This is a genomic window from Pseudarthrobacter sp. AL07 (genome assembly GCF_029960665.1).
Taxonomy (GTDB): Bacteria; Actinomycetota; Actinomycetes; order Actinomycetales; family Micrococcaceae; genus Arthrobacter.
On record NZ_JASBRB010000019.1, the window covers coordinates 1 to 19,969 of the forward strand.

Below are 19,969 nucleotides of genomic sequence, written 5' to 3' on the forward strand. Positions count from 1 at the left end.
GATCTCGATGGTCGTTTTGCCCCTGTGGAGGTCTCCTTTGGAGGCCTCCACAGGCTGACGGTGAGGACCAGCGGGCCATTCGCGCCGCCACCGCTGCCTTGGCAGCTGAAGGAACTCTAAGCCCACGGCTGGTCGGCAGAAGCCAGAAGATCCGGGGATTCGCCTCGCAGCTCGGCTGCGACGTACCGCAAGAATGGATTTTCGTCGTCGGCGAGCTCGCCCAGGACAGCACCGTCAGCGCCATGATCGGAAACCCGAGCAGCTGGACCAGGTGCGGCAGGAACACGTCCACTTGGCACGCGGCAGCACTGCGGGCAGGGTACGTTGACGCTTGCGTCGCGGGCGCGGGATGCCCCACGGCGTTGGTGCTTCGTGCCGCGCTGCGGGTGATAGGCCTGGCGCCGGGCTGTAGGACTTTAAGCAGTTCCTTCCTGATGCTGCTGCCCGACGGAAGGGAGTTAACGTTCAGTGATTGCGCAGTAGTGCCTGATCCTTCGTCCGAGCAGTTGGCGGACATCGCGGCAGCGACGGCAGCAACGCACCAAGCCCTGACAGGGGAGCAGGCCAAAGTAGCCATGTTGTCTTTTTCCACCCGGGGCGGCGCCGTTCGTCCGCATGTGGACAAGGTCAAGTCAGGGATGGGGATCCTGCGGATCCGCCCCCTGGTCCCGCAGATCGGGGCGTCGAAGGCACCCGATTCGGCCGTCGCCGGTCACGCCAATGTGCTGAATTTCCCAACCCTGAATGCAGCGAACATCGGGTACAAGATCACCGAGCGGCCGGGCGGGGCAGTTGCGTTAGGCCCCATTCTCCAGGGGTTGGCCGCACCCATGAATGATCTCTCGCGCGGACGCCGTGCGGAAGACATGTTCTCGATGGGCCTTTTGAGTGCCATGCAGTCGCTGGCTGTTCAACCGGCCTGAATTTTCCTGCCCCAAGGGGCGTTTCCAGAGGCTAGACCGAAAGAGAGGAGATCCGGCCATCCGGCACCCGCCGGGTCATGACGGATCACAGACGACTATGACACAAAACGTTGCTGCATCCGTCAATAACCACGGCCGGGGAAGTCTTCCCCGCGGGTTTCGCAGCCCTCTGCTTCCGGGCCTGGCGGTGGCCGCTGCTGCTGTCGCCCTCGCGTGGCTTATCCACTCGGCCGTCCCGGTGTTGCCCTTCCTCACGGTATCCGTAGTTCTGGGCATTCTGTCCGCAAACCTACCTGGGATCAGCACAGCAGTCGAAGGGGTCCTGCAGCCGGGCCTGGTTCTTTCTGCCAAGCGCTTCATGCGCCTGGGCATCGTACTGCTCGGTCTAAAACTCAGCCTCATTGATGTGGCTGCGTTGGGGTGGAAGACGCTGGGGATAGTGGTTGCTATCGTGCTGCTGACCTTTGCGGGGACACTGGTCCTGGGCAAAGCACTCAGGCTTCCGGGCGATCAGGCGCTGCTGTTGGCTGCAGGTTTTTCCATCTGCGGGGCTTCCGCGATTGGGACCATGAGTGGAGTCACCAAAACGGATCACCGCGATACCGTGGTCCCTATTGCACTCGTGACCCTGTGTGGAACGCTGGCAATTGCGGTGCTGCCTGCGCTGCAGGGGCCGCTTGGCCTGGATACTGTTGAGTTCGGATACTGGGTGGGGGCCAGCGTCCACGATGTGGGGCAAGTCGTGGCAACCGCGCAGACGGCTGGTGCGTCTGCCCTTGCAGGCGCCCTGATAATCAAACTGACCCGCGTCCTGATGCTCGCCCCGATGGTCACCGGCGCTGCCCTTGTGGACCGTTATCGCCGCCGCCGCGCGACGGCCGCCGCGAAGAAGAATGACAGCGCGGCAGACGCCGCCCAGGAATCCGGCATAAAGGTCCCGCCGCTGATCCCGCTCTTCGTGGCCGGATTCATGGCCATGATCGTTCTGCGGACGCTGGGAATCGTGCCGCCCGTTGCCCTGGAGGTTGCGGGCATCGTGCAGGACTTACTGCTGGCCGCTGCTCTCTTCGGTCTGGGAGCATCGGTGCGGGTACGGTCAATGCTCCAAACCAGCGGCAAGGCCATCATCGCAGCGATGCTTTCATGGGCGCTGATCGCCGCCCTGGCTTTTGTCGGCGTGCAATTCATCTAGCCGGGGCCTGCGACCAAATCCTCGTCGATGGGCGCTCGAAGGTGGCGCGGTAGGTGATGGGGGTGGCCCCTATTGGTGCAATCGATGTGCCGGATATTTGCGCAGGTTCAAGAGGTCCCGAAGGGCGGGCCGCGCTTCGAGCCGTAGTCTTATCGAGTCCGGCAGCCCATCCACCGTAACGGAGTCCTGTCTGATGTTGATGGCGAGCCTATTTCCGGCAAACGGAACGTTGTCAACCTTGAACTGGCCAAAGCCTTTTGGAAGTTCCGGTGCCAGCCATAGCTCATTCCAGGGTAGGGCAGGGTCGAACCGCATCAGCATTCGGATCAGGTGGATCGGAGCCGCTGCGGCCCACGCCTGGGGTGAGCACGCTGCAGGGTACGGTACTGGATGCGGGAATCTCGCCCGGTCCAGTCCGCAGAACAGCTCTGGAAGGCGGCCGCCGAAGTGCTCGGCTGCTTCGAAGAGCCCATAGGCGATTCTTTGGGCCTCTTCGATAAATCCATATCTCATCAGCCCATGGGCCACGAGGGTGCTGTCGTGCGGCCAGACTGAACCGTTGTGATAACTCAGGGGATTATAGGCGCCCATGGTGCTGGCTAGAGTGCGGATGCCCCAGCCGGTGAACATTTCCGGGGACATCAGGCGTTCCGCCACCTGCGCTGCCTTGTCTGTGTCCACGATGCCCATCCATAGGCAGTGGCCCATGTTGGATGCGAGGGCATCTACTGGCTTCTTGTCTCCGTCCAAAGCGATGGCAAAGTACCCCCTGTCCGGCAGCCAGAAGCGTTCGTTGAACGCCTCCTTCAGGCGGATCGCCTTGGCTGTCCAGAGGTCGGCGGTTTTTCTGTCGTTATCAGCCACCGCCATAAGGGCGCGGCCCACGTAAGCCCCATACGTGTAGGCCTGGACTTCGCACAGCGCTATGGGCCCCCGGGCGAGCGAGCCGTCGGCAAAATTGATGCCGTCCCACGAATCTTTCCAGCCCTGGTTGATCAGCCCGTGCTCAGTCTGGCGCTGGTATTCGACGAATCCGTCGCCGTCACGGTCGCCGTAGTTCTCGATCCAGGCCAGGGCACGGTCGGCGGCCGGCACCAGCGCACGGACTGCATCCGTTTCCAGCCCCCAACGTCCCAGCTCGCTGAGGATGGTAACGAACAACGGGGTGGCATCGGCGGTTCCGTAGTAGATGCTGCGGCCACCGAGGACCGATTCGGTGCTGGTACCCAGACGCACTTCATGGAGGATCCGGCCGGGCTCCTCTTCAGTGGCGGGGTTCACCTCCTTGCCTTGGTGGTCAGCCAGCGTCTGGAGGGTGCCAAGTGCCAGAGAGGGGTCCAGCAGGAGGGACATGAGGGATGAGAGCAGGCTGTCACGCCCGAACAGCGCCATGAACCAAGGGGCTCCGGCCGCGGCAACGACCCGGTCGGGATGGCCGGGGTCAAAGATCCGGAGTGAACCGAGATCCTCCTGGCTGCGCAGGATCGTATTTTGGACGGATGCGTCGCCCAGGTTGGGTATGGGCATGGACATCCGCCAGGAAGAGAGGCGTTTCCGGGCCTCGGCGGAAACTTCAGCGGTGCCGTATGCCGCGGTTGAAATCAACGCCTGCCCATCCAGGTAGGGCGTGGCTGTGAACGACTGGGTCCATTTCCCGTGGGCAGGAATTGTGGGAGTCAAGATGAGCCGGTGGGCCTCGAGAGTGGCGCCGGGTGCCCGCACGGCAAGCCCATGACGCCGGCCTGCCCCTTCACATTCAACGAGCAGGCTGTCCCCCTCCATCCGCACTTGCCGCGGCCCAGGGCTGGCAGCCCTGCCATCCTTGACGTCGAAAAGATCGGCGAAATCCGCGTTTACGGTCAGGGCGAGCCTAAAGTTGTTGGGCACCGCTAAGTGATTCTCGATCGTGATGGTTTCGGTAAGTCCGGCACCAATGATCCTCTCGCGTTCTATAAGCAACGGCGGGTCAGCGCTGCCGACGTGTCCCCTCACCCTGCCGATAAACAGGGCTTGGAAGGGTTCAAGAGCGGTCGCGGCAAGTGCTTCAAGCGGCGCGTCATCAACGGTGATGTTCCATTCGCTTATGTACCGCGTATCGTGAAAAAACGCGCCGTGGGGACTTCCCGAAAGCATGTCCCCGTTGGAGGCTGTCAAACAAAACGAGGAGCCATCAAGGACCGTGACGGCTCCGGCGCCTGCGGGGCCGGCGGCATTATCGGCGTTCCAACCCGTCATTTCGTCATCCTCCTAGCATGAGGCAACCAACCAAAGGGGCGGGGCCCAGCACGGCTGTGCATCCGGCTGGCCCTGCTATCAGAACTATCGTCCTTGGGCCCGGCGGAAACAAGACCTCCTCAGTTTCAACCGATGGGTAGCGGCCCCGGTGGTTCCGAGACGCATAACGGTTCTTAGGAGGCAGAGCAGCAAGTCTCACACGGAGACTTTCAACTCGGGTTGCAAAGCAGTCCGGCTCCGGCCGCGGATTAAGACGGCGGCTCGGCGGCTTGGTCCAGAAGCTGGGCCAGGTGCAGCCCGCGCCGGTCCGTGAGGTCTTCCAGCTGGGTACGACACGAAAAGCCGTCGGCCAGCACCAGGGCATCAGGCGCCGCGGCCCGGACGGCGGGCAGCAACTGCTGTTCGGCTACGGCGACGGAAATGTCGTAGTGTCCGCGCTCTACGCCGAAGTTGCCCGCCAGCCCGCAACAACCGCCCAGTTGTTCTAGCTTGGCACCAGCCTCCTTGAGCAACTCCGCATCCGGACTCCAGCCCATCACCGCATGGTGATGGCAGTGCGGCTGAGCCACCACCGACTGTCCGGCTAGCGACGGCGGACTGTAGCCCGGGAGGGTGACGAGATACTCGGCCAGGGTGCGGGTCGCGTTGGCGACCGGCTGCGCGGCGTCCGCCCCCAGCAGTTCGAGTGCGTCTGAGCGGAGAACGGCCGTGCAGGAAGGTTCCACCCCCACGATCGGCGTGCCTGCTTCCGCCGCGGCGGTGAGCGTCTCCACCGTCCGGCCTAGTATTTTGCGGGCGCTGTCCAGCTGCCCGGTGGAGATCCAGGTAAGCCCGCAACACAGCGGCTCTTCGGGGATAACGACCTTCACCCCGGCCGCCTCCAGCACCCTGACGGCGGCCTGCCCAATTTCCGGCGAGAAGTAGTTGGTGAATGAATCGACCCACAGCAATACGGTGTGCGCCCTTTCCCCGGGCACTTCCGTACGCGAGCTGAACCAACCGTGGAACGTCTGCTGGGCGAATTCGGGGATGCTGCGCCGGCCGTCCACGCCGGCAAATCGCAGGCTCAGCGGACCCAGGCCGGGAAGCCGCATCATTGCGTTGACCAGCCGCGGTGCCCTGGAAGCCAGCGCTGCCCACCGCGGCAGCCAGCCGAGGGTGTAATGCGCCATAGGGCGCAGGCGGCCCTTGTAGCTCTGGTGCAGGACCTCGGCCTTGTAGGCGGCCATATCCACGCCGGTGGGGCAGTCGGAAGCGCACCCTTTGCATGAGAGACAGAGATCCAAAGCATCATGGACTTCGGGCGCCCGCCAGTTGGTCCCACCTTTGTTGATCATCTCCTGGAGGACCCGGGCGCGGCCGCGAGTCGAGTCTTTCTCTTCGCGAGTGGCCAGGAACGAAGGGCACATGACCTTGTCGCCGGTGTTATCCGCCCGGCATTTGCCGACGCCCGTGCACCTGTGCACGGCCTGACTGAAATCGCCCTTGTCATCGTGATAGGCCCACGCCAGGCCCTTCGTGACAGGACGCGCGAGCGCCACGCGCACATCCGCGTCCAATGGGCGGGGGTCGACGATGATGCCAGGGTTGAGGAGATTATCCGGATCCAGAATATGTTTAACGTTGGCGAACATCCTGATGGCGTCGGCGGAGTACATGTACGGCAGCAGTTCACTCCGGGCGCGGCCGTCGCCGTGTTCGCCCGAGAGCGATCCGCCGTATCCGGCAACGAGCTCGGCGGCGTCGCTCATGAATGCGCGGAACGCAGCGGTCCCGCCGGGGTGGGCCAGCGGAAGGTCCAAACGGACATGGACACAGCCGTCACCAAAATGGCCGTAAGGGAAACCGGTCAGCCGGTGCCGTATCAGCAGCTTGTCGAAGTCCCGCAGGTAGTTGCCGAGCTCCGCCGGGGGAACGGCCGCATCCTCCCAGCCGGAATGGGCCGGGACGCCCACCGGCGAGCGCCCGGCCAGGCCCGCGCCGTCCTCGCGGATCTTCCAGAGCCTGGCCGCCTGGGTCTGGTCAGTCACCACCCGGCTCTCCTTGGCTGCCTCCAGCAGCGCAAGTTTCGCCGCCCTCTCTCTTATCTCGAGCGGATCATCGCCGGAGATTTCCACGAAAAGCCAGGCAGCCCCGGCCGGAAGATCCGGTACCGCGGCCGCCCCGCGCCGGTTCGCAACGACGTCGACGATCCTGCGGTCCATGCCCTCGCAGGCTGTCGGGGAGAACGGCAGCACCTGCATCACGGCGTCCCCGGCGGCACCGATGTTTTCGAACCCAAGCACCACCATCGTCTTGTGACGGGCGTCGGCCACGAGCCGCACGCCAGCCTCCAACACCACAGCCAGCGTGCCCTCGCTGCCCACAAGGGCCCGGCGCAGGTCGAAGCGCCGCTCCGGCAGCAGATGTTCGAGCGAATAGCCCGAGACCTGGCGGCCGAACCGACCCAGCTCCGTGCGGATGGTCTCCAACCCGCCACCAACCAGACTGCGCAGAGCGTCGGTCTGCGGCGTGGAGGGGGTTCCGTCCGGACCCAAAAACAGGCGCTGCCCGGACCCGGTGACGACGTCGAGGTGGGTGACGTTGTCGCTCGTGCGGCCATAGGCCAGGGTGCGGGAGCCGCAAGCGTTGTTCCCGATCATTCCGCCTATCGTGCACCGCGTGTGCGTTGACGGATCAGGCCCGAAGCGCAGCCCCTGGGCCAGTGCCGCTTTCTGCAGCGTCGCGTGGACGGTTCCGGGTTCGACGACGGCGGTGCGGGCCTCGACGTCGAGCGACAGCACTTTGTTCATGTACCGGCTGAAATCCATAATTACGCCGCTGCCCACTGCGTTGCCGGCAACGGAGGTTCCGGCGCCCCTGGCCGTCAGCGAAATTCCCCGTTCCCGGCACGCTTCCATCGCGGCCAGCACCTCGTCCGTGCTCCTGGGGAACACGACGACGGACGGTTCCACCCGGTACAGCGATGCATCGGAGGAATAGGCGGCACGAGAGAGGGCGTCGTCCCGGACGTCTGCGATGCCTCGCGAGCGCAGCAGGGAGGCCAGCGAACGGGGTGTCTGCACTGAAGTAACCATGACTAACATGTTACAGGTTACATAGTGGAGACTGTCCAGAGCGTTAGGCTAAAAACATGCCGCGTACCCACATGCAGATCACCCCGATCGTCACCAACGCGCCCTCCTTGACCGAGCGCGCCATCGAAGCGGTGCGGGATGCGATCAGGGAAGGAACCCTGGTTCCAGGGGAGCTGTACTCGGTCTACACCTTGGCCGAAAACCTGGGAGTTTCCCGAAGCCCGGTACGGGATGCCCTGTTGCGGCTCGCCGAGACCGGCGTGGTGCGGTTCGAACGTAACCGCGGGTTCCGCGTGATCATGCCGGGGCCGGAGGAACTGGTGGAGATCTTTGCCGTCCGCCTGGCGCTGGAAGTCCCGGCGGCTGGGCGGGCGGCGCGGGCGGCGGTCAGTCACCGCGAAGCGCTGCGTGCCGCGAGCGCGGAGCTGCAGGACGCCGTCGACGCCGATGACGAAGCGCTGTTCATGTTGCGCGACCAGCGGCTGCACGGATTGATCCTCGCATTGGCCGGTAATAATCTGGTGCGCCAGACCATCGAGAACCTCCGGGACGCGATCCGCCTCGTGGGCGCCTCCACCGCGGAGAAGTCCCGCACACTGCAGGGCATCCACGCGGAGCACACGCCGATTGTCGAGGCCATCCTGTCCGGTGACGGGCCGGGTGCGGCAGCCGCGATGGCCGTGCATCTGCGGGAAACCGGCCGGTTGCTGGCGCGGGAGGCTGCGCGTCAGGAGGGGGAAGGCCGGGACGCGGACGCGCTGTGGGCTGCCCTTATCGACTGACCGTCTACGTTCCGCTGGAAAAGACGGGGTGCGGGGCTCCGGCTGACCGACGCCCCGCATCCAAGCCGCTATCTGACTGGAGCGGCAATCAATGGTTCGTCGATGCGACCGCTACGGCGGCGTCGTCCGCTTCTGTGTACATGTCACGACGACGTATGGCCATGGTGCACACGGCGCTGATGACCGTCACGGCGCCGATGTAGGCCATGATCCAGTACAAGCCGCCATCGGCTTCGCCCAGCAAGTAGACGAGTACCAGCGGCGTGAGCCCGGAGGCGAAGATCCCGGACAGCTGGTACACCACCGAAATGCCGCTGTACCGCACCCGCGTGGGGAAGAGTTCGGAAAACAGCGAGGCTTCCGGCGCGTAGATCACCGGATAGATGACGCCGAGGACCAGAACGATAGTTCCGCCGACCACCAAGGCATTGCCAGTGCCAAGCAGCAGGAAGGCCGGCCAGGCCGCCAGTCCCAGAATGATCACGCCCACCGTATACATGTGCCGCCGGTCCACCCGGTCTGACAGCCGGCCCATGATCGGGATGAAGACCACCATGGTGGCGGCTGCGGCCATGACCGAGAACAGAAGTGTGCTTTGGTCAAGTTTCAAGGTTCCGGTGCCGTAGGTGATGGCGAAGACGGCCCAGGTGTTGAAGGCGACGCCCTCGGCCCAGCGGGCTCCCATGCCAAGCATCATGTTGCGCCGGGATCCCCGGTCCTTCACGAGCTCTAACGCAGGGATGGTGGCGCGGGACTCGGCCTGCTGGAGTTTTTGAAACGCCGGAGTTTCCATGACTTTCAGCCGGATGACCAGCCCAACGATCACCAGGACCGCACTGAGCAGGAAGGCTATCCGCCACCCCCACGCGAGGAACGATTCGCCGCTCATCACTGCCCCCAGGAGGGCAAAGATGCCGGTTCCCAGCATCAGGCCAAGGGCCAGCCCCACCTGCGGCAAGCTGCCGTATAGCCCGCGCTTGCCTTTGGGGGCGTACTCGACGGCCATTAGTACGGCACCGCCCCATTCCCCGCCCACGGCCACACCTTGGGCCAGGCGGAACACGATGAGCAGGATCGGGGCCGCAGCACCGATCATCGCATAGGGCGGTATGACGCCGATCAGGAACGTGGCCACGCCCATGATCATCATGGTGGCCACCAGCGTCTTCTTGCGGCCCACCCGGTCCCCGATGTGGCCGAAGATGAGACCGCCCACTGGGCGGGCCACGAACCCCACGGCGAAGGACGCGAAAGCCAGGAGGGTCCCAACCAGCGGATCCTCGCTCGGGAAATACAGCTTATTAAAGATCAGCCCCGCAGAGATCCCGTAGAGGAAGAAGTCATACCATTCGACGGTGGTCCCCACCACGCAGGAGATGATGACCGTGCGGAGGTCCTTCTTGGAGATCGATAGTCCGCCGTCTTTCCGGGTCTCCGTTCCGGCACTCACAGGGACTCCCGGAAGATGCCGAGAAGGGCATCCCTGGTGACCAGGCGCGGCACCACTGCCAGTTGACGCGTCTGTTTCATGGTGCCGTCCACGAGTTCGTCGAGATCCGCCTCCGTGTAACCGAAGCTGCGAAGGCCCGCTGGCATTCCGATGTCCGTCATGAGTTCGGAAAGCACATGAGGCAGGGCGTCAGCGCCGTCAGTGGCGGTGAACGTCTGCCCGCTCAACAATTCGGCGGCCCGAAGATGGCGGGAGGGATCGCCGTCGTACGTCCAGCGGAAAACAGCAGCGGCTGTCGAAGACACTGCTTGACCGTGGGGCACCATGGGCATTTCCGGGTATCCCTCGGCCTTGTACTTCTTGACCGCGCCTGCGACGGGGTAGGCATTAGCGTGCGGCAAGTGGGTGCCGGCGTTGCCAAAACCGGTGCCGGCGGAGGTCGATGCCAGCGCCATTTGGTACCGGGCTTCGAGGTCGGCGCCGTTGTGAACGGCGCGCCGCAGATACCGGCCCACCAGTCGCAGGGCTTGCTCGCACCAAACGTCGCTGATGGGGTTTGAACCGCAGAACGCGGGCCTTTTTGATGGGTCCTCCGGCGCGGGCTTCGAGTCGAATGGGACACACGTGTAGCTTTCCAAAGCATGTGACAAAACGTCCATGCCGCTGGCAGCGGTCACCTGGCTCGGCAACGTGAGAGTAGTGAGAGGATCGACGACGGCCAGCACCGGCCGCAGTTTCGCGTGGCTGATGCCGGCCTTGAGGTGGAGCCCCAGAAAGTCGATAACGCAGATGGTGGTGGACTCGGAGCCGGTTCCGGCCGTCGTCGGAACTGCAATGAGCGGTTTCAACGGAAGCCACGGCGCCTTGCCGCGACCGATCGGAGGAGTAACAAAATCGAGCAGTTCGCCAGGGTGGGTGGTCAGCAAGTTCACCGCCTTGGCGGTGTCAATCGCGGATCCGCCGCCGATGGCGATGTAGCAATCCCATTCCCGCTGACGTGCGAAATTTACAGCTTCGTTGATGCTTTCATCGGTTGGTTCGATCGATACCTCATCAAACACTTCGCACTTAATGCGGGATGCCAGCAGGATCTGCTGGACCCGTTCCGGGATGCCCGTGTCACGCACCCCCGGGTCGGTGATGATCAGACACGAAGTGGCACCCAGCGCGGTCACCTCGGATCCGATCTCGTCCAGTGCGCCATTTCCGAACTTCAAGGGAGGCGCGGCCCAGGTGAAGACTGTTTCGGTGGAAGTAGTAGCGTTCATGACTGACCTCTTTGTCGTCGCTATGTGTGGAGGTTCCCCACATAATGGGTCCACTGTAAGGCGACCGGGCGCGGATGTGAAGTACCTCATACGAATTCGGCAGAACCTTTTAAGTTCAGCCAGGCCCTCCCCGATCGAGTCGGAAACGGTTGAAGGACGCCAAAAGCGTCGAGACGGGCGGGACGGACCCGCCGGCAATAAGTCCGCTGCTTAGCGGGAAACTGTCCGGTTGACCGGAAGGAACCGGGCAGCTTCTGCGGCAATCTGGACAGCACGCTCCCCGAGTTCACGGATGCGCTTCTTCGGCATTCGGACCGCCGGTACCTGGACTACGATTGCGGCCTGGGCGTTGCCCGAACTGTCGAGGATCGGAGCGCCGACGCTGCGGACGCCGTCGACGTTTTCCTGCTCGTCAATGCTGAAGCCGCGTCTCCGGACCGCGGTAATCGCGCCTTCCAGGTCCTGCGGCGTTTCAAGGGTGTGGGGGGTTAACTTGTGCAGCCGCGGCGGCAAGGCTGCCACATAATTTTCCCACTGAGGCGTGTACGCCAGTATGGCCTTTCCGGAGGCGGTGGTATGGAGCGGAAACCGCGCGCCCGTCCGTTGCTCAAACCTCAGGGGCAGGGTGGACTGGACTCGCAACATGACCACGGATTCATTCCCATCGCGGATGGAAAGGTTCACCGATTCGCCGGTTTCGGCGTTGAGCTGCTCAAGCAGCGGTAGCATTTTATCAATCCCGAAGCCGCGCTGCGCGGCCTCACCCAGGAGGACAGTCCCCCTGCTCAGATAATAGCAGTCAGTCCGTGGGTTGCGGGCAATGAAATCCTCCGCCGTCAACGCCCGGATGATCCGGTTCGCGGTGCCTGAGGAAAGGCCAACCGCGAGGGCAATCTCGGTGCCGCTGAGCTCACCCGCGACCGAACCTAGAAGCTTCAGCACACTGAGCGCCCGGCCCACTGCTTGTGTTCCGGCGGGCGCTTGATCAGTCATGGCGCCAGTCTACCGGCGGGACCGCGCCCCGCCGTCCTCATTGTCTGCTCACTACGCGAGCAGTCCTTTCGCCACACCACCCACTATTGCCAGGCCCTCGGGAATGGAGTGGGTCGGAATGGCGCCGAAGCCGATTCGGAAGCAGTTCCGTGGCGGGTTCTCCTGGCTGAAGAAGATATCGCCGCGTTCTATCAGTACGCCAAGCCGTTCAGCACGGCGCACCAGTTCCACCGCATCCAGCCGGGCCGGGCCTTCCACCCAAAGACTGACGCCGCCGGGCGGGTACGGGCCCTGCTCCCAAGGCAGGCACTGCGCGGAGACCTGGGTGACCGTCTCCCAGCGCGTCTTCAGCTGCCGCCGGTGGCGGCGCAGGGCGCGGTGGTAGTCGCCGCTGTCGATCATCAGGGCGAGGGCGCGCTGCATATGCCCGGGAGGGTGGCGCACCTGGTACCGACGCACGCGGCGCAATTCGGTGATCAGTTCCGCGGGCCCCACCAGGAACCCCAGCCGCAGCCCCGGGGAGAGGAACTTGGAGAATGTGCCCAGGTACAGCACGTCACCGGTGGAGTCAAGCGCCTTCAGCGCGGGGCTGGGGCTGCCTTCATAACGGAATTCGCTGTCGTAGTCATCCTCGATGAGCACCGTTCCGGAAGTGGCGGCGAGCTTGAGCAGTCGGCGGCGGCGCTCCATGCTCAGCGTGACGTTGGTCGGGTGGTGGTGGCTGGGGGTGACGTACAGGAGGGCGGTGCCGCTGAGGGTTCCGGGGAGGCAGAGTCCCTCCCCGTCGACGTCGATGCCGTAGACCTGGGCGCCGGTGCGCAGGAAGATGTGGCGGGCGTCAAGATAGCCGGGGTTCTCGATGCCCACGCGCTGGTGGGGGCCGAGCAGCGTCCTGGCCAGCAGGTCCAGACCCTGCTGGGAGCCGACCGTGATGAGGACTTCATCCGGCCCGGCCTCGATGCCCCGTGCGGGAAGGATCTGGCGGCGGATCATCTCGATGAGCATGGGGTCGTCCGCGCCCACGCTGTCCTGGAGGCTGGCGAAGCGGTGGGGCTGGTACAGGGCTTCGCGCAGGCTCCGTATCCAGGCGGTGGCGGGGAAGCTGTGGACATCAATCTGACCTGCGACGAACGGGTACGGGTAGGTGTGCCAGTCGGGGGTTTTTTCCACCTCTGGGATGGTTTCGTCGGCGTAGCGGCGCATCCGGGAAGACCAATCGATCAGCGAAGCCGTGGCCGGCGTGTCGGCCGCAGCAGTGGCCAGCATCTCCGGGTTCACGAAGATCCCGCTCCGCTCATGGCTGAGCACCAGGCCCTCAGTGAGCAGTTCCTGGTACGCCAGGTTGATGGTGTTGCGGGCAACCTTGAGCTCTGCGGCCAGTTCCCGGGAACTGGGGAGCCTGCGGCGTGAATCGAAGATGCCCACAGCGATGCCGTGCTCGATGACGCGGCGGACCTGCCGGTACAGAGGTTCACTGGAACTGCGGTCAATCTCTATGAGTGTCCGTGGCACGTTTCGCCTCCCAAGCTGTGCGGTGGAGTATCAAGACCGAAAGAAGCGGAGGAGTCCAGTATGAACTCCTCCGCCAATTATTTCTCTTTGTAGTCTAGTTACGGGCCAAAGATTCCAGTGAATCCACGACGTCGATGCCATGTGCCGCGCCGACCGCGGTGTTGGTCAGGCGGCCTCCCAGGGTGCTCAGGCCTGCGCGCAGTGCCGCATTCTCGGCCACGGCCCGCTCCACGCCCTTGTCGGCGATCTGCAGAACGTACGGCAGCGTGACGTTGGTCAGCGCGTAGGTGGAGGTGTGGGGGACGGCGCCCGGCATGTTGGCCACGCAGTAGAAAACCGAGTTGTGGACGCGGAAGGTGGGTTCCTGATGCGTGGTCGGGTGCGAATCCTCGAAGCAGCCGCCCTGGTCAATGGCGATGTCCACCAGGACGCTGCCGGGCTTCATGCGGGAGACCAACTCGTTGGAGATGATCTTGGGCGCCTTGGCCCCGGGCACCAGAACTGCGCCGATAACCAGGTCGGCCTGGATGACTTCCTGCTCGATGGCGAGCTGGTTGGCGGCGAGGGTGCGGACCCGGCCCTGGTACATCCGGTCCGCGGCGCGCAGTTTGTCCACGTTCTTGTCGAAAAGGACAACATCCGCCCACAAGCCGGCAGCTACGGCCACCGCGTTCATACCGGAGACACCTGCTCCGATGATGACCACGCGGGCAGGTGCTACGCCGGAGACGCCGCCGATCAGTACGCCGCGACCGCCTTCGGGACGTGTCAGGCACTGTGCGCCAACCAGCGGAGCCAGGCGTCCGGCGACTTCGCTCATGGGGAACAGCAGCGGCAGCGAGCCGTCTTCGAGCTGGACTGTCTCATACGCAATGGACGTGGTGCCGGCGTCGAGCAGGGCCCGGGTGCAGGGCTCGTCGGCGGCCAAGTGGAGGTACGTAAAGATGGTCAGGTCCCGCCGCATGCGGTGGTATTCCTCGGCGATGGGTTCCTTGACCTTGAGCAGCAGGTCGGCCGTGGCCCAGACCTCGTCAGCGGTCTGAAGGATGGTGGCCCCCGCAACGGTGTACGCATCATCGGTGATGGATGAGCCCTCTCCGGCGCCGGCCTCGATGAATACGTCGTGCCCATGGGCAACGAGCTCGTGGACGCCGGCAGGCGTGACCGCTACCCGGTATTCGTGTGACTTGATTTCCTTCGGGATGCCGATCTTCATTGTGACCTCCGTGTTGTTGATGAGTGCTTCAGATAAGTCCGCCGTGCGGGCTGCGCAGCAATATCGAAAGTATGGCCTGCCCCAGGATGGGACCAGAAGATCCAGAAGGTCGCCAGCTGATGGAGCCAAACTGGATCCAACATTCGGCCGTCATGTGGCACTGATGCGCGTCCTGATTCCGGTCTAGGCTTCCAACATCGCTACTCACCTCGACAAGAAGGAGATGGTCTTGGACGCCACAACACTCCGGGCCCAGGCCCGGCGCCACCTTGGACCCCACTTCACCCGCAAAGACACCTGGGACAGCGAGTTCCCGATTTTTGTCCGCGGCGAAGGAAGCTACCTCATCGATACAGAGGGGGACCGTTATCTGGACGGTCTGGCCGGCCTCTTCTGCGTGAACATGGGCCACGGTCGCCAAGACATCGCCAAGGCCGCCAGTGAGCAGATCAGCACCCTGGCTTACGCCTCCAACTGGGGCTCCGCACACCCGCCGGCCATCGAAGCTGCCGCGCTCATCGCCGACCTGGCCCCCGGAGATCTTGGCACCACATTCTTCGTCAACTCCGGCTCCGAAGCCGTGGAGACTGCCCTGAAGTTCGCGCGCCAGTATTTCCGCAGCCAGGGCCAGCCTCAGCGGACTAAGGTCATCAGCCGGGATATGGCCTACCACGGCACCACCATGGGTGCCCTGTCCATCACGCAGCTTCCCAAGATCAAGGATCCCTTCGGCGAGCTCCTGCCGGGAATCCGCAGCGTCCCGAACACCCTGGGATTCACGGGTGACTGCGGACCGGTTACGGAGCTGGACTGCTTCCGCGCCATTGAACGGGTGGTCCTTGAAGAGGGCCCGGAAACCATTGCAGCTATTTTTGCCGAACCGGTCCAGAACGGCCGTGGAGCCCTGGTGGCACCGGACGGCTACTGGCCGGCACTGCGGGCACTGTGCGACAAGTATGGGATCCTGCTGGTCTCCGACGAGGTGATCTGCTCCTTCGGCCGGTTGGGCCATTTCTTCGGCCACGGCGTCACCGGCGTGGTCCCGGACATGGTCACCTTCGCGAAGGGCTCCACCTCCGGCTACGCCCCGCTGGGCGGCCTGATCGTCCGCGAGCAGCTGGTCCAGGAGCTGTTCAATTCCTCCACGGGCGGCGTCTTCACCCACGGCGCCACCTGGGGCGGGCACCCGGTGTCCACCGCCGTCGCGGTTGCCAACATCACCGCCATGCGTGATGAAAACGTCCTCGGCAACGTCCAGGAGCAGGGTCCCAAGCTCATGGAGGCCCTGCTAGCCCTGAAAAACTCACACCGTTGCGTCAAGGCAGTCCGCGGCATGGGCTTCTTCTACGCCATCGAACTCATGGCGGACAGCTTCAGCGGCCGCGAACTGACCCAAGCAGAGTCGCTGAAGGTTTTGCGCGAGGTCCTTCCCGAGTCCTTCAAACGCACCAAGGTGATCCTGCGCGGCGACGACCGCGGCGCAACCATGATCATGATCTCCCCGCCCCTGGTAGCCGACGCTGAGGTCCTCTCAGCGCTGCTGCATGGTGTGGACGGCATGCTCACCGACATCGAGAAGGCCATCCAGCCCTAATACACAGGATCCGGTTCTTGGCCTGCGGAGGTGTCCTCATGGACGCCTCCGCAGCGTTTGATGAGACTTCCGCAGGTTGACGATGAGAGGTACAACTATGGCGACAGCAAATGTTGAGGAGCGCTCCCCGCGGACACCGCCACCCGCGGGCAGCGTGTTGTTTGAGCGCTGGCGCCAACAGCTGTCCGGTCGCGGCCGGGTTGTCGGATTCGCCGACGGCGAGGACGAACGTGCTGTCCGTGCTGCCAGTGCGCTGGCAGCGGAAGGAATCATCAGTCCCCGCCTCATCGGCAGAGCCAAGGAAATCCGGCGACTGGCGGCAGAACTGGACTGTGCGCTGCCCGGCGAAGCCATCCTCGACGTCAGCGGGCTGGCCGGCGACAGCAGCATCGCCGCTCTGATCGGGGAGGCTTACGCCCGCAAGCCCGAACAGTTGACCCACGCCAGTCAGGAACCGGTCCATGTTGCAGCGGCCGCGTTGCGGGCCGGGTATCTGGACGCTTGCGTTGCAGGGGCCGGTACGCCCACGGCGCTGGTGCTCCGGGCCGCCCTGCGCGTGGTGGGCCTGGAGCCCGGCTGTACAACACTCAGCAGCTCATTCCTGATGCTGCTGCCCGATGGAAGGGAACTGACGTTCGGTGATTGCGCCGTCGTTCCCGATCCTTCCGCCGAACAGCTGGCGGACATTGCCGTCTCGGCAGCAGCCACGCATCAGTCGTTGACGGGGCAGTCACCGAGAGTTGCCTTGCTGTCCTTCAGCACCCGGGGCAGCGCCATCCACCCTCACGTTGAGAAGGTCAGGGCGGCGATGGAAATCCTGCGTAGCCGCCACCCGCGGCTGAATGTGGATGGCGAGCTGCAGTTTGATTCAGCAATGGTTCCCGCCGTCGCGGCAACGAAAGCGCCCGGCTCCGAGGTTGCAGGCCAGGCAAACGTGCTGGTGTTCCCCAGCCTGGATGCCGGAAACATCGGCTACAAGATCACCGAACGGCTTGGGGGAGCCGTCGCAGTGGGCCCCATCCTCCAGGGCCTGGCGGCGCCCCTGAACGATTTGTCCCGCGGCTGCAGCACCGCGGACATCGCTTCCGTCGGCTTGTTGAGCGCCATTCAGTCGCTCGGTTCACTTGAAAGGATGGAGATCCGGCCAGAGCAAGGCGCCAGCCCGCTCGGGACGGATCGCAGACGACCATGAAACAAGACGTTTCCACACCGTTAGCACGCGAGAAAGCGACGGGAATGGAAAAACAGCGTGGACCACTTTCCCGGGGCCTGCGGAATAAACGGCTGCCGGGGCTCGGGCTGGCAGCGGCGGCCGTTGCCGTCGCATGGCTTATCCATGCTGCCGTCCCGGTGCTGCCCTTCCTCACGGTGGCGGTCATTTTGGGCATCCTTTCCGCGAACCTGCCCGGGATCGGCCGGGCAGTCGAAGGAGTCATGCAGCCCGGACTGGTGCTGGCCGCCAAGAGGTTCATGCGGCTCGGCATCGTGCTGCTTGGACTGAAGCTCAGCCTCATCGACGTGGCAGGCCTGGGCTGGGCGGCGCTGGGGATCGTGGTGGGCATCGTCCTGCTGACCTTCGTGGGCACCTTGCTGCTTGGCAAGGCGTTCAGGCTTCCAGGTGACCAGCCTTTGCTCCTGGCAGCGGGCTTTTCCATCTGCGGCGCCTCAGCCATCGGCGCCATGAGCGGAGTGACCAGAACCGATCACCGCGGCACTGTGGTACCGATCGCGCTCGTCACCCTGTGCGGAACGCTGGCCATTGCCGTGCTGCCTGCCCTGAAGGGTCCTCTCGGCCTGGACGATGTGCAATTCGGGCACTGGGTGGGGGCCAGCGTCCACGATGTGGGGCAGGTTGTGGCCACCGCACAGACGGCTGGAACCACTGCCCTGGCGGGGGCCCTGATCATTAAGCTCACCCGCGTCCTCATGCTGGCCCCGATGGTCACCGCTGCCGCTTTGGTGCAGCGCTACCGCGATCGTTCCCAGCACCGCAAGGCGGCCGCCGGCAGCGAAGAAGGCAAGCTCAAATTCCCACCCCTGATCCCGCTGTTCGTGGCGGGGTTCATGGCGATGATCGTGTTGCGGACGCTGGGAATCCTGCCGCATTCGGTCCTGGAAAGTGCTGCGCTCGCCCAGGACCTTCTGCTCGCTGCGGCGCTGTTTGGGCTGGGAGCATCCGTGCAAATACGGTCCCTTCTTCACACCAGCGGCAGGGCGATTGTCGTCGCCATGCTCTCCTGGGCTCTTATCGGAGTACTCGCCTACGTGGGGGTACAACTTATTTAGGACTGGAACTCATGACCACCACGGAACTCATAATCGCGGCCCTCATAGTGGCCGTGGCCGTGGTGGCACAAACCGCCACCGGGTCCGGATTCGGCATCGTCGCCTCGCCGCTGCTGCTGATGATCAGCCCGCAACTGGTGCCCGGCCCGCTGCTTCTCGTTTCGGCGATGGTCATGCTGTTCGTGAGCTGGCAGAACCGGAGGGGCCTAAGGCACGTGGATCTCACGGTGGCCATTGCCGGGTGCCTGCCCGGTGCCGTTGCCGGACTATGTGTATTGCCCCTGCTGAACGGCAAATGGACCGGAATGATCGTCGGCGGGCTGGTGGTGGCCAGCGTTCTCACCGGACTCAAGGGATTCCGCATCCCGCAAAACTGCTTTTCCCTGTTCGCGGCCGGCCTGCTCGGCGGAGTGCTGGGTACGGTTGCCTCCACGTCAGGGCCGCCGCTTGTGGTGGTTTACCGGAGCGAGGACGCGGCCCGCTACCGCGCCAACCTCTCCCTGTTTTTTCTGGTGTCGTCGTTGGTCTCGCTGCTCGCCCTGGCGGGCGCCGGTTCCTTCGGCACGGAAGATCTGCTGCTCACCGGCTGGCTGCTGCCTGGCGTTGCCCTCGGGGCGCTGGCATCGCGGCCGGTGGTGAAGCGGATTTCCGCCGCCGCCATCCGTCCCGCGGCCCTCAGTCTGTGTCTGGTTGCCGGGGTGAGCCTGCTGATCAAAGGCGCTCTGGCCTGACGGCCACGGTTCCCGACGCCGGCGTGTCGTCGGTGGTCGGCTCAGTGTTGCTGCCAGCCGGCAGCGACTTCAATCCCGCCGCGCAGCCGACAATCCCCGCGATGAACAGCACCTTCAGGACACTGAAGGGTTCGACGCCGGTGCTCATCGCCCAGCCCACGGTCAGTGCCGCGCCGATACCCACCCACACGGCGTACGCGGTGCCGAGCGGGATGCTGCGGATGGCCAGGCCGAGGCCGATCATGCTCAGGGTGGCCGTCACCGCGAAGACCATGGTGGGCAGCGGGCGGGTGAAGCCCTCGGACTGGCCCAGGGCGGTGGCCCAGACGGCTTCCAGCACGGCGGAGGCCAGCAGCAGCAACCACGAAACGGAACTTTTGCCCATCACGCCACCACCTTAAGGCCGACCACGCACGCGGCGATGCCGGTGAGCAGCAGCAGGCGCGCCGTCGTCGGACGTTCCGCCCTGGTGAGGATCGCGTAGGCGGAGGTCAGCACAACTCCAACGCCCACCCAGACCGCGTACGCAGTGCCGGTGGGGATGGACTGCATGGCGATGGCGAGGCCGGCCATGCTGGCGAGGACGGAGACCATGAAAAGGAGCGCGGGTGCGAGCCGACGCCGGCCGGAGGCCTGGAAGGTCCGGTGCAGGGCTGCGGCCCAGACAGCCTCCAGCGCTCCGGAAAGAATGAGAATTAACCACGACATGA

The 19,969-nt window shown here is 64.4% G+C and carries 16 protein-coding genes; 7 read left to right on the top strand and 9 right to left on the bottom strand.

Annotation, left to right across the window (positions count from 1 at the left end):
* Window positions 1-923 (top strand): phosphate acyltransferase (locus QK290_RS13610; RefSeq protein WP_282331186.1); only part of this gene is annotated, 923 nt, incomplete at its 5' end.
* 97 nt (window positions 924-1,020) lie between these two features.
* Entirely contained in the window at window positions 1,021-2,115 is a 1,095-nt protein-coding gene (locus QK290_RS13615; RefSeq protein WP_282331187.1) for a putative sulfate exporter family transporter, read from the top strand.
* 69 nt (window positions 2,116-2,184) lie between these two features.
* Here QK290_RS13615 and QK290_RS13620 read toward each other — a convergent pair whose 3' ends face one another.
* Both QK290_RS13620 and QK290_RS13625 read right to left on the bottom strand, forming a co-directional pair.
* Window positions 2,185-4,350, bottom strand: coding sequence for a glycogen debranching N-terminal domain-containing protein (locus QK290_RS13620; protein ID WP_282331188.1), 2,166 nt, complete (start codon window positions 4,348-4,350; stop codon window positions 2,185-2,187).
* A gap of 248 nt (window positions 4,351-4,598) precedes the next feature.
* A complete protein-coding gene (locus QK290_RS13625) occupies window positions 4,599-7,427 on the bottom strand; it encodes an FAD-binding and (Fe-S)-binding domain-containing protein (protein ID WP_282331189.1) in 2,829 nt (942 codons plus the stop codon).
* 56 nt (window positions 7,428-7,483) lie between these two features.
* On the opposite strand from QK290_RS13625, the gene QK290_RS13630 reads away from it, so the two are divergent.
* Window positions 7,484-8,209: a GntR family transcriptional regulator gene (locus tag QK290_RS13630; protein WP_282331190.1), complete on the top strand. Its 726-nt coding sequence runs from the start codon at window positions 7,484-7,486 to the stop codon at window positions 8,207-8,209.
* Between the two features lie 88 nt (window positions 8,210-8,297).
* Here QK290_RS13630 and QK290_RS13635 read toward each other — a convergent pair whose 3' ends face one another.
* From QK290_RS13635 to ald, 5 genes are all read right to left on the bottom strand, one after another.
* Window positions 8,298-9,659: an MFS transporter gene (locus QK290_RS13635; RefSeq protein WP_282331191.1), complete on the bottom strand. Its 1,362-nt coding sequence runs from the start codon at window positions 9,657-9,659 to the stop codon at window positions 8,298-8,300.
* Window positions 9,656-10,927, bottom strand: a complete 1,272-nt coding sequence (locus tag QK290_RS13640; RefSeq protein WP_282331192.1) for a hydroxyacid-oxoacid transhydrogenase — start codon at window positions 10,925-10,927, stop codon at window positions 9,656-9,658. The genes QK290_RS13635 and QK290_RS13640 overlap by 4 nt, the downstream gene beginning before the upstream one ends.
* Before the next feature lie 210 nt (window positions 10,928-11,137).
* On the bottom strand, window positions 11,138-11,920 hold the full coding sequence (locus QK290_RS13645) for an IclR family transcriptional regulator (RefSeq protein WP_282331193.1): 783 nt from the start codon (window positions 11,918-11,920) through the stop codon (window positions 11,138-11,140).
* A gap of 51 nt (window positions 11,921-11,971) precedes the next feature.
* Complete coding sequence (locus QK290_RS13650; RefSeq protein ID WP_282331194.1) at window positions 11,972-13,432, bottom strand: PLP-dependent aminotransferase family protein; 1,461 nt, start codon at window positions 13,430-13,432, stop codon at window positions 11,972-11,974.
* 94 nt (window positions 13,433-13,526) lie between these two features.
* Window positions 13,527-14,648 (bottom strand): alanine dehydrogenase, encoded by a 1,122-nt coding sequence (ald, locus tag QK290_RS13655; protein WP_282331195.1) that lies wholly within the window; start codon window positions 14,646-14,648, stop codon window positions 13,527-13,529.
* 223 nt (window positions 14,649-14,871) lie between these two features.
* Here ald and QK290_RS13660 point away from each other — a divergent pair, with 223 nt between their 5' ends.
* From QK290_RS13660 to QK290_RS13675, 4 genes are all read left to right on the top strand, one after another.
* Window positions 14,872-16,242, top strand: coding sequence for an aspartate aminotransferase family protein (locus QK290_RS13660; protein WP_348994468.1), 1,371 nt, complete (start codon window positions 14,872-14,874; stop codon window positions 16,240-16,242).
* 97 nt (window positions 16,243-16,339) lie between these two features.
* Window positions 16,340-17,434 carry a phosphotransacetylase gene (locus QK290_RS13665; RefSeq protein ID WP_282331197.1) on the top strand — a complete coding sequence of 365 codons (1,095 nt, stop codon included), beginning with the start codon at window positions 16,340-16,342 and terminating at the stop codon, window positions 17,432-17,434.
* A 44-nt stretch (window positions 17,435-17,478) separates the two neighbouring features.
* Window positions 17,479-18,528, top strand: a complete 1,050-nt coding sequence (locus tag QK290_RS13670) for a putative sulfate exporter family transporter (RefSeq protein ID WP_282331198.1) — start codon at window positions 17,479-17,481, stop codon at window positions 18,526-18,528.
* 11 nt (window positions 18,529-18,539) lie between these two features.
* Window positions 18,540-19,259, top strand: coding sequence for a sulfite exporter TauE/SafE family protein (locus QK290_RS13675; RefSeq protein ID WP_282331199.1), 720 nt, complete (start codon window positions 18,540-18,542; stop codon window positions 19,257-19,259).
* Here QK290_RS13675 and QK290_RS13680 read toward each other — a convergent pair.
* Window positions 19,240-19,644: a multidrug efflux SMR transporter gene (locus QK290_RS13680; RefSeq protein WP_282331200.1), complete on the bottom strand. Its 405-nt coding sequence runs from the start codon at window positions 19,642-19,644 to the stop codon at window positions 19,240-19,242. The genes QK290_RS13675 and QK290_RS13680 overlap by 20 nt on opposite strands.
* Entirely contained in the window at window positions 19,644-19,967 is a 324-nt protein-coding gene (locus tag QK290_RS13685; protein ID WP_282331201.1) for an SMR family transporter, read from the bottom strand. Before QK290_RS13685 ends, QK290_RS13680 begins: the two co-directional genes overlap by 1 nt.
* Window positions 19,968-19,969 lie beyond the last annotated feature (2 nt).